At 46.9% G+C, this 10,830-nt stretch carries 12 protein-coding genes; all 12 read left to right on the plus strand.

What is annotated here, in order from left to right:
- Positions 1 to 16 precede the first annotated feature (16 nt).
- The 12 genes from rpsK to AM231_RS27875 all read left to right on the plus strand — a co-directional run bounded on the left by rpsK (position 17) and on the right by AM231_RS27875 (position 10,724).
- Positions 17 to 412, plus strand: a complete 396-nt coding sequence (gene rpsK, locus AM231_RS27815; protein WP_009589209.1) for a 30S ribosomal protein S11 — start codon at positions 17 to 19, stop codon at positions 410 to 412.
- A 134-nt stretch (positions 413 to 546) separates the two neighbouring features.
- On the plus strand, positions 547 to 1,491 hold the full coding sequence (locus AM231_RS27820; protein WP_006212895.1) for a DNA-directed RNA polymerase subunit alpha: 945 nt from the start codon (positions 547 to 549) through the stop codon (positions 1,489 to 1,491).
- Positions 1,492 to 1,527: 36 nt separating this feature from the next.
- Complete coding sequence (gene rplQ, locus AM231_RS27825; protein ID WP_053491313.1) at positions 1,528 to 1,893, plus strand: 50S ribosomal protein L17; 366 nt, start codon at positions 1,528 to 1,530, stop codon at positions 1,891 to 1,893.
- 373 nt (positions 1,894 to 2,266) lie between these two features.
- Positions 2,267 to 3,049: a tRNA pseudouridine(38-40) synthase TruA gene (gene truA / locus AM231_RS27835; RefSeq protein ID WP_053491314.1), complete on the plus strand. Its 783-nt coding sequence runs from the start codon at positions 2,267 to 2,269 to the stop codon at positions 3,047 to 3,049.
- 267 nt (positions 3,050 to 3,316) lie between these two features.
- Entirely contained in the window at positions 3,317 to 3,754 is a 438-nt protein-coding gene (gene rplM, locus AM231_RS27840) for a 50S ribosomal protein L13 (protein ID WP_053491315.1), read from the plus strand.
- Between the two features lie 20 nt (positions 3,755 to 3,774).
- The gene (gene rpsI / locus AM231_RS27845; protein ID WP_053491316.1) at positions 3,775 to 4,167 is read left to right on the plus strand and encodes a 30S ribosomal protein S9; all 393 of its coding nucleotides are present in this window, start codon (positions 3,775 to 3,777) and stop codon (positions 4,165 to 4,167) included.
- Positions 4,168 to 4,528: 361 nt separating this feature from the next.
- On the plus strand, positions 4,529 to 4,978 hold the full coding sequence (locus tag AM231_RS27850) for a MarR family winged helix-turn-helix transcriptional regulator (protein ID WP_053491317.1): 450 nt from the start codon (positions 4,529 to 4,531) through the stop codon (positions 4,976 to 4,978).
- Positions 4,979 to 4,987: 9 nt separating this feature from the next.
- The gene (locus AM231_RS27855) at positions 4,988 to 6,628 is read left to right on the plus strand and encodes a DHA2 family efflux MFS transporter permease subunit (RefSeq protein WP_054405495.1); all 1,641 of its coding nucleotides are present in this window, start codon (positions 4,988 to 4,990) and stop codon (positions 6,626 to 6,628) included.
- Positions 6,629 to 6,795: 167 nt separating this feature from the next.
- Complete coding sequence (locus tag AM231_RS27860) at positions 6,796 to 7,488, plus strand: phosphoadenylyl-sulfate reductase (RefSeq protein ID WP_053491319.1); 693 nt, start codon at positions 6,796 to 6,798, stop codon at positions 7,486 to 7,488.
- A 61-nt stretch (positions 7,489 to 7,549) separates the two neighbouring features.
- Positions 7,550 to 8,719 (plus strand): sulfate adenylyltransferase, encoded by a 1,170-nt coding sequence (gene sat / locus AM231_RS27865; protein WP_053491320.1) that lies wholly within the window; start codon positions 7,550 to 7,552, stop codon positions 8,717 to 8,719.
- A 70-nt stretch (positions 8,720 to 8,789) separates the two neighbouring features.
- Entirely contained in the window at positions 8,790 to 9,566 is a 777-nt protein-coding gene (gene cwlD, locus AM231_RS27870; protein ID WP_053491321.1) for an N-acetylmuramoyl-L-alanine amidase CwlD, read from the plus strand.
- A 63-nt stretch (positions 9,567 to 9,629) separates the two neighbouring features.
- Positions 9,630 to 10,724 carry an Mrp/NBP35 family ATP-binding protein gene (locus tag AM231_RS27875; protein WP_054405496.1) on the plus strand — a complete coding sequence of 365 codons (1,095 nt, stop codon included), beginning with the start codon at positions 9,630 to 9,632 and terminating at the stop codon, positions 10,722 to 10,724.
- Positions 10,725 to 10,830: the final 106 nt, after the last annotated feature.

Raw genomic sequence — 10,830 nt, forward strand, 5'->3', positions numbered from 1 at the left:
AGGGGGATAATAGACAATGGCTAAACCAAAAAAAGTCGTACGTACTAAACGTCGTGACCGCAAAAATATTGAAAGTGGCGTGGCTCATATCCGCTCCACATTCAACAATACCATCGTAACGATTACGGATCCTCACGGAAACGCGATTTCTTGGGCAAGCTCCGGCGGCCTTGGATTTAAAGGTTCCCGTAAGTCGACCCCGTTCGCTGCGCAAATGGCTGCTGAAACAGCTGCCAAAGCGGCTATGGAACACGGCATGAAAGCGGTGGAAGTCATGGTTAAAGGTCCTGGTGCTGGTCGTGAAGCAGCAATTCGTTCTCTGCAAGCAGCAGGCCTCGAAGTTAACCTGATCAAAGACGTTACACCAATTCCACATAACGGATGCCGCCCACCAAAACGTCGTCGCGTATAATGAAGTCATCCTGTTAATGTGGTATAAATCCGTTGCAATCTGCTAATAATGGTTGTTTAGGCATACTACTACATGGATTACTGGATAAGATGACAGTTTCATATAGGAGCGACGTTTGAAGGAGGGGTACTTGCGTGATTGAAATCGAAAAGCCGAAAATTGAGACCGTTGATGTCAATGAAGAAGGAACGTATGGTAAATTCGTTGTTGAGCCTCTAGAGAGAGGATACGGCACGACGCTGGGGAACTCGCTTCGCCGCATCTTGTTGTCCTCACTCCCGGGTGCAGCCGTCACATCGATTCAAATCGATGGTGTACTTCATGAATTTTCCACGATTCCGGGTGTCATGGAAGACGTGACCGAAGTCATCCTGAACCTGAAAGCTTTGTCTCTGAAGATTCATTCCGATGAAGAGAAAGTGTTCGAGATCGATGCGGAGGGTGAAGGGGTTGTTACTGCTGGTGACATCCGTGCGGATAGTGATGTGGAGATTCTGAATCCGGATCTTCATATTGCAACGCTCGGCCCTGGTGCAAGACTTCATATGCGTATTTTTGCTAGTCGCGGTCGTGGCTATGTCCAGGCGGATCGGAACAAACGCGATGACCAGCCTATCGGCGTCATTCCCGTCGATTCGATCTATACTCCGATTAGCCGTGTGAACTACGGAGTGGAAAATACGCGTGTTGGTCAAGTAACCAACTACGATAAGCTGACGCTTGAAATTTGGACGGATGGCAGCATTCGACCAGAGGAAGCTGTTAGTCTCGGCGCGAAAATCTTGACTGAGCATCTGTTCCTCTTCGTGGGTCTGACCGACGAAGCGAAGGATGCAGAGATCATGGTTGAGAAAGAAGAAGACAAGAAAGAAAAAGTGCTTGAAATGACGATCGAAGAGCTGGATCTTTCCGTTCGTTCCTACAACTGCTTGAAACGTGCCGGCATTAATACGGTACAAGAGCTGACAACGAAAACCGAAGAGGATATGATGAAAGTCCGGAACCTCGGACGCAAATCCTTGGAGGAAGTTCAAGAGAAGCTCGAAGAGTTGGGCCTGGGACTTCGTACGGAAGAATAGCATTCGGCTTAGCTTAGCAAAAGGAGGGAAAAACACATGGCATACCAAAAGTTGGGCCGCGATTCCAGTGCGCGTAAAGCGTTGTTCCGTGACCTGGTAACCGACCTTTTCTTATATGAACGCATTCAAACGACTGAAGCCAAAGCGAAAGAAGTTCGTTCAATCGCTGAGAAGCTGATCACAAAAGCAAAAAAAGGTGATCTGCATGCTCGTCGTCAAGTAGCTGCATTCGTGCGTCGTGAGACTGTAGACGGTGAACAAGATGCAATCCAAAAATTGTTCTCCGACATCGCTCCTCGCTACGTAGAGCGTCCAGGCGGATACACTCGTATTCTGAAGCTGGGACCTCGTCGTGGTGACGCAGCTCCAATGGTTTACTTGGAACTGGTTGACCGCGCGTAACTTTAGCTTTGTTCTATTGAAGTGACTGTAGTTATGTATGCCCGGCCCTGTAGATATTTATTCTTAGAGCCATCAACGGGAAGTGGTGCGAGATATAGTCGATCATCTGGTTCGACTCGTCTCGACTACCCCATGGGCAACATTACCGGGGACCTTCTAGTCATGTGGCTGACTCGAAGGATTCGGCTTAACATGATGAAAAGGAGCTCCTATGGGGCTCTTTTTTTGATGATATTCTATATATCGCAAGTAGACCTAGCTGTTTTAATCGCGGCCGCTTCATCTTTGAAAAAGCCTCGATACAGGTTTTCTTTTAATGTTTATAAGCTTTCGCTTGAGGAGTTCTTCAAGCAAAGCGCTCAGGAGGTCAGCGATGCGTAATCTTCTGATGAAGGTCAGTTACGACGGTACCGATTATAACGGCTTTCAGACTCAGCCCGGTGGTCATACGATCCAAGATTATCTGGAGGAAGCGATCCGCCGTTTGTCGGGAGAACAACTCAAGATTACGGCTTCGGGTAGAACGGATGCCGGGGTGCATGCCCGGGCCCAGGTATTCAATTTCTACACAGCTTCTCCCGTACCCGTGGAACGATGGTGTATGGCATTAAACACCTGGCTGCCGGAAGATATTGTGGTTTCAGATGCGATGGAGGTACCTATGGAGTTCCATTCCCGCCATGCAGCGAAACGCAAAACCTATCGATATAGCATTAATGCGAATCAATATCCGGATCTATTCAACCGACGGTACCAGATTCATCATTATGGGAAACTGGATATCGATGCAATGCAGCAGGGGCTGACTCATCTGATCGGAACGCACGACTATACCACGTTTGCGTCCCGTAAGTCGACGAAGCCGTCGCATGTTCGTACTATTTTTGATGCTTGGATCGAGCAGGATACGTCCATGTGCCGTCCAGGCACGCGAGATCAAGGGATCATTCATACGTACGTATCGGGGAACGGGTTCCTGCAGCATATGGTTCGGATCATTATGGGTACGCTGCTAGAGGTAGGGGAAGGCAAGCGCCATCCCGATGACATGCTGGTCATACTGGAAGCCAAAAACCGGGCTGCAGCAGGTCCTACAGCCATGGGCAAAGGCTTAATGCTATGGGAAGTGGAATACAATATCGCAGGGAATGTGTAACCCCATCTTATCTAATACGAATAACGTATTGACTTGTTCGATTAATATGCTTGGGGTTACGTGAAAGGCCTAAAAAACACTTGCGTAAGTGGGACTATTCCTGTAGAATATAATTTGTGTTTTCTTAACGGCTCTCCCACAGCCCCGGTTAAGAAAATGCCAATGTAATACCGCAACACCATAAACAAGCTTTACACATGAACGAAGATAAATAATACTAATGAAAATTAATATTGATTTTCGGACGAATACAAGGAGGAACTATACATGCGTACCACCTATATGGCGAAGCCAAATGAAGTTGAGCGTAAATGGTACATCGTTGATGCCGAAGGCAAAACGCTTGGCCGTTTGGCAAGTGAAGTTGCGGCTCTGATCCGCGGCAAACATAAGCCACAATTCACTCCACATGTTGACACAGGGGATTTCGTGGTTGTTATCAACTCCGAGAAAATTCACCTCACTGGCAACAAAATGGAGGATAAGAAATACTATCGTCACTCCATGCATCCAGGTGGATTGAAGGTAACTTCAGCTCAAGACCTGATTGCTAAATTCCCAGAGCGTGTAATCGAAAGCGCGGTTCACGGTATGCTTCCTAAAACTCGCATGGGCGAGAAAATGAAGTTGAGACTGAAAGCATATGCAGGTACAGCTCATCCACACGAAGCACAAAAACCAGAAGTTTACGAACTTCGCGGCTAATTATAAAGGAGGACAGTTTCATGGCACAAGTACAATACTATGGGACAGGTCGTCGTAAGCACTCGGTAGCACGTGTACGCCTCGTACCGGGTGAAGGACGCATTGTCATCAATAAACGTGATATTAATGAATACTTCGGTTTGGAAACACTCAAACTGATCGTTAAACAACCTTTGAACCTGACAGAAACACTGGGCAAATATGACGTCCTCGTCATCGCTCACGGTGGCGGTATCTCCGGTCAAGCTGGAGCAATCCGTCACGGTATCTCCCGTGCTCTTTTGAAAGCAGATCCAGACCTTCGTCCTTCTCTGAAAAGAGCTGGATTCCTGACTCGCGACCCTCGTATGAAAGAACGTAAAAAATACGGTCTTAAAGCAGCTCGTCGCGCACCTCAGTTCTCCAAGCGTTAATATTCTCGATTTACCAAGCCCTTGGCCATTATGGTCAAGGGCTTTTTTGAGTGCTGGCCCAGCCACAATTCCCATTGGAAGGGTTGTGGATAGAGGTAGTATCCCATAAATAATCCACAAAGATATGCACAGTATAGACAATGATCTTGAAAATCTCGACCATATTTAGAACAGATTGTTCACAGGATGTGAACATCCTGAGGATAGTCCATGTTACACATGAACACCGAACATCATTAACCACTTGACTCGATATGTAAATAGGGATATATTATTAAAATGAAATTATTTAAGTGTTTAATTAATTAGTAGTTAATCATTTAATAAATAATTAATTCGCAGATAGATAAGGAGGATAGGATTGGATAAAAATGAAGAGATTTTTCAAGTATCATCCATGTTTCGGGCTTTGCTTAAGAACATCTCGCAGGAATGGAAACATTCAAGCGAGGGTAAGTACAATTTGAGTTTTCCTCAATTTCAAGTGCTCTATGTACTGAAGTTGCGTGGACCGATGAAAGTATCGGAGCTTGCAGATGCCTTAACACTGACGCCACCGGCTATAACCGGTTTGACAGATAAGCTGGTTGCGGAAGGATACCTGCAGAAAGAACGCGCAGAAGATGATCGGAGAGTTGTGAACATCACACTCTTGGAGCCAGGGTATGAAATGATTAAGAAAGTGAAGAAGGACCAGAAGGAAATGATCCAGGGGTTTTTCAATATTCTTTCGGAGGAAGACATACAGCATTTGAGAAGAATCTTCTCGTTGATGCTGTCAAACATAGATAAAGATAATCACAAAGGGTAGAGGTGGAGCATGGAGCATTTAACGCTTAAACGTAAAATTTCAATTATGATTGCAATCATGGCTGCGATGTTCTTCGCAGCTATTAACCAGACAATCACAAGCACGGCAATGCCGCGCATTATTGCGATTCTGGATGGTATGGATTATTATACATGGACGATTAACATCTATTTGTTAACCTCAACCATCGCGACCATACTGGTAGGTAAACTGTCTGATATGTTCGGACGTAAGCCGTTTATACTAATAGGTATATTATTTTTCATGTTAGGAGCTTTCCTAACAGGTACATCGACAGACGTGTATCAATTTATTATTTATCGCGGTATTCAAGGTATCGGAGCAGGTATTATTCAATCCACTGCTTTTATGTCCGTGGGTGACCTGTTCCCTCCACGGGAACGGGGCAAATGGATGGGATTGATGACAGCCGTATTCGGTTTCTCCAGTGTCCTTGGTCCTACGCTAGGTGGATATCTTGTTGATAACATTGAATGGCGCTGGTTGTTCTGGATCTTCCTGCCACTGGGCGTCGTCGCCTTTATCATGATCATGACATTGTTCCCTAAGGTTGAACGGAAAACTGGTCAATCCATCGATTATCTGGGCTCCTTATTCCTGACAACGGCCATCGTTCCGTTGCTCCTTGCTTTCTCTTGGGCAGGTACAGAATATCCTTGGGGATCGCCGGAAATCATCGGTCTCATAGCAGCTTCGGTCGTATCGGCCATCATCTTTATCTTTGTTGAGATGAAAGCGAAGGAGCCGGTACTGCCACTCAGTTTGTTTAAAAATAGCGTTGTTACGGTTTCCAATCTGATTGGATTCATTATGAACTTTGGTTTGATGGGCGCGATGATTTACATCTCGTTTTATGTACAAGGTGTGCTCGGCATTTCGCCGACCTATGCCGGTTATGTCACGATTCCGATGTCGATCTTCATGATGGGAATGAGTGCTGTAACTGGTCAACTGATTGCAAAAAGCGGCAAATACAAACGTTATGCGCTTATGGGTGTTCCTATTATGATTGTTGGTATGGGAATCATGGTATTCATGGATAACATCTGGCTCACTGTGGTGAGTACTATTATCTTCGGTATCGGACTTGGATTGGGTATGCCGGTGTTCTCATTGGCTACACAGAATGCAGTCTCTCATAAAGAGCTGGGCGTAGCAACAGCTTCATCCCAGTTGTTCCGTAATCTTGGCGGTACGATCGGTATCGCGGTTATGGGTACGGTTATGTCGAATAACCTTACGAAGAATTTGAAGGATGCACTACAGTCTGAAAGTGCACCTGACTTCAGTTCCCTGGATCCGCAAATGGCTCAGCAGATGCTGTCGTTCGCTAATCCACAGACGTTAATGAATAAACCATTGATCGAGAAAACCGAAGCTAGCCTTCCTGCAGATGTTCAGCCTTTGTTTATGCAGATGATTGACAGTATTCGGGATGCACTCGGAAATACTTTATCGATGGTATTCTTGACAGGGATGTTAGTTCTCGTGCTTGCACTGATGCTCGTATTCTTCTTGAAGGAAATTCCGCTTCGGACATCGAATCAGACAGCTCCTCTCAAAACCAAAGAGGGAAGCAGTACTGGAATTGACGAAAAAGCTGGTGAGGTATCCGTAGGAACCGACTAATGGCCTATGTCCCCTCAAAATCCCTTTCTGCTGGTGCAGGAAGGGATTTTTTCTTTTTCAGGGTAAAGTTTTGATGGTTGACATTTATTAGGAATGTTTTATACTGTAGTTAATTCATATTATTTCAGTAGGAATATCGGGATTAATATCGGGGGAGGCATTGTATCATGAATTTGCTGGAGAAAGAGGATTTGATTAAAGTGCAAGCCGAAGAGCTTGAGCATGCATCGGCCGAGGAAGTCATTGCGTATGCAATTAAGACATTCCCTAATATAACGTTTGCTTGCAGCTTTGGGGCAGAAGATGTGGTATTGGTGGATATGATTCAAAAAATCAGCCCGTCCACAGATATCTTTTATCTGGATACGGACTTTCATTTCAAAGAGACTTATGAAACCCGAGATCTCATGGCTGCACACTATGGGCTGGAGTTCGTACGGGTATCCCCGCTTATTTCGCCAGAGGAGCAAGCAGCCCAGCATGGGGACGCTCTATGGAGCGTTAGCCCTAATGAGTGCTGTAATATCCGTAAGGTAGAACCGCTTACCCGGATTCTGTCTCAATATGACGCTTGGATCACAGGAATTCGAAGAGATCAGGCACCCACCCGAGCAAATTCCAAGAAGATTGAGTATGACACCAAGTTCGGATTGGTGAAGTTTAATCCGATCGCAGGCTGGACCAGTGAGGATGTATGGAATTACATCCGGGCTAACGATATCATCTACAATCCGCTGCATGATCAGTATTATCCGAGCATTGGCTGCGAATATTGTACGCGACAGGTTATGCCTGGAGAAGACCCGCGCGCAGGACGCTGGTCCGGCCATGAGAAGACAGAATGCGGACTTCATAAATAAAACGTAAGATACGAGTTTAGATATATTACATTTTGCAGCATACGAAGGAGGATTCGATTTCATGACAGCAATACTTCCTCATGGCGGCACGCTGGTACAGCGGGTAGTTCTAGGAGAAGAACGTGAAGTTCTTTTGAAACAGGCTGATTCTTTTCACAGAATCCCGGTCAATGCTTGGAGCATATCAGATCTTGATCTGATCGGTGTAGGAGCATTTTCCCCATTGCAAGGATTTCTTAACGAACAGGACTATGGCTCCGTCGTTTCTTCAATGCGTTTAACTGACGGAACCGTATGGAGCATCCCGGTCACACTTGCTGTAGATGAGGATACAGCGGCAAAGCTGGTTATCGGTGAGAAAGCAGCCCTTGTGGGTGAAGAGGATGGTATTATATATGGCGTTATTGAAGTGGAGAGCATCTACCAGGTAGATCAGCAAGTCGAAGCAGTGCAAGTGTTCAAGACGGATGATCCAGAGCATCCGGGCGTGAAGAAACTGTTTGAACGGCCTTCAACTTATGTAGGGGGACCGATTCAAGTGCTGAATCGGCCGCAGCCAGAGCGTTTTGGTGAATTCTATTTTGATCCGGCAGTAACCCGGGAGCAATTTAAAGCGAAGGGCTGGAATACGGTTGTCGGTTTTCAGACTCGTAACCCGGTTCACCGTGCACATGAATATATTCAGAAAAGCGCTATGGAAATTGTCGATGCTCTTTTCCTCAATCCGCTTGTCGGCGAAACGAAATCGGATGACGTACCTGCAGATGTACGGATGAAAAGTTATCTGACTCTGCTGGATAACTACTATCCGGCGGATCGTACCTTCCTCGGCGTGTTTCCGGCTGCCATGCGCTATGCGGGACCACGAGAAGCTATTTTCCATGCAATGGTAAGGAAGAACTATGGCTGCACCCATTTTATCGTAGGCCGGGATCACGCAGGTGTTGGTGACTACTATGGTACCTACGAAGCTCAGGAAATCTTCAAAAACTTCACGGCAGAAGAGTTAGGTATAACGCCGCTGTTCTTTGAGCACAGCTTCTTCTGCACCACATGCAAAAACATGGCCTCAAGCAAAACATGCCCGCATCCTAAAGAGGATCATCTGACCTTATCGGGAACGAAAGTTAGGGGCTTGCTTCGTGAAGGGCAGTGTCCACCACCTGAATTTACGCGTCCGGAAGTCGCACAAGTGCTGATTGAAGGTATGAAAGAGCAGGTTACCGTATAACGAAGGTCTAAATAGCCACCTTGTCCCATATGATGGAGTAGTACAACTCATGGGACGAGGTGGTTTTGTTATGTCCAGACGGAGGTCTGATAAAGTTACGGTATGGATTTCGATGAAGCGAATTCAGCAAACCTTGTTTGGAGCACTGCTTCTGGCCTTGCTTATCATCGTTGTAACCTATGAAATCCCTTCGGCTAAAACTTCATCCAGTACCTGGAGCCTGCCGCTGGCTGGGAAGATCATTGCGCTCGACGCAGGGCATGGGGGACCTGATGGGGGAGCTGTGAGCCGTCAAGGTGTCATTGAGAAGGATGTGAATCTCGCGATTACCTTGTACCTTCGAGACTATTTACAGCAGGCAGGGGCCTTGGTTATTTTGACAAGGGAAGGGGATTACGATCTGGCAGCCGAGAATACTAAAGGTTATTCCAAGCGAAAAACGGAGGATCTCAAACAGCGTGTCAGGAAGATCGAGGAGAGCAAGGCAGATCTGTTTCTCAGTGTGCATCTGAACAGCATTCCCTCCAACCGATGGAGTGGCGCACAAACCTTCTACCCACCAAATAGCGAGGATAGCAAGAAGCTCGCTGAATTGATTCAGGAGGAAATCAGGCGCAATCTGGAGAATACGCAGCGTCTAGCCAAAACGGATGAGACGATATACTTGCTCCAAGCCTTGCGGATCCCATCGGCTTTGGTGGAAGTAGGGTTCTTATCCCATCCGCAGGAATCTGAACTGCTGCGGGATGAGAAATACCAGAGGAAAGTCGCTGCTTCGGTCTATAATGGTATTTTGCGATACTCCTCCGGAGAGTCCATCAGCAAGTCGTCACAAGCTGCAGAGTAGTGGTATAATAGACGGGAATATCGGAACATTGTCTATTCCATTACATAGAGCAGAGGTGCTTATATGCTGACTAGAGAAACGGTACAGGAGATACTTCAACCTTTACGTGATCCCGAAACCGGGAAGAGCTTAATGGAGCTCCAGCGTATTCGAGATATTGTTGTTAAGGAACGGACAGTTCGTTTGTCCGTTACTTACAGTGATGAAGAAACACGTGCTTCCTTGGACGCGCAGATTCGAGAAATTCTTGAAGCCATGGGGGCAGAAGATATTCATATTCGAATGCGTCCTCTGGATAATGCCGCAAGCCAAGCCCCTCAAGAGGAAGCCAACGATCGAGAGAAGTTGACAAAAGGGCATGCTGCCGGCATGGAACAGAATACGCTGCTTAGCGAACAGTCCGGCGTTCACTTCATTGCGATTGCAAGCGGAAAAGGCGGAGTCGGCAAATCCACTGTTACGGTGAATTTAGCTGCTGCGTTAGCTCGGCAAGGCAAGAAGGTTGGCCTGATTGACGCGGATATATACGGATTCAGCGTGCCGGACATGATGGGAATCGAAGAAGGACCATCCGTAACCGAGGACGGCGTCATTCATCCGGTTGAGCGTTTTGGCGTTAAAGTCATGTCCATGGGATTCTTCATTCGCGAGAATAGTCCGGTGATCTGGCGCGGACCGATGCTGGGCAAAATGCTGCGTCAATTCTTTACTGACGTCGCCTGGGGGGAATTGGACTACATGCTCCTCGACTTGCCGCCAGGAACCGGTGACGTAGCTCTTGATGTGCACCAAATGATTCCGCAGAGCAAGGAGATCATTGTAACTACCCCGCATGCTACAGCAGCATTTGTTGCTGCCAGAGCGGGTGCAATGGCTTTGCAGACGGATCATGAAATCCTGGGCGTCGTGGAGAATATGTCCTATTATGTCTGCTCCCACGGCGGAGAGAAGGATTATGTGTTTGGGCGTGGAGGCGGCGGCAAGCTTGCCGAGACGCTTCATACGGAGCTGCTAGCCCAGCTTCCATTAGGTGCTCCGGACAACCATCCGTCAGAGCCGGACTTCTCACCATCGGTCTATAAGACGGGCACTGAGAGCGGAGCGATATATGACGAGATAGCCGCAAGAATTACCGATAAGCTGGAGGCATCAGTTTAGAGGGTCTTCATGTAAAAACAAGCTCCCCGTGAACTGCACCCCAATTGTTAGACACATCTAACAGTTGGAGGTGCAGTTTTTTATGACTAAATTTACTAAGGATAGC

The sequence above is a fragment of the Paenibacillus solani genome, from assembly GCF_001277345.1.
GTDB classification, from domain to species: Bacteria; Bacillota; Bacilli; order Paenibacillales; family Paenibacillaceae; genus Paenibacillus_AQ; species Paenibacillus_AQ solani.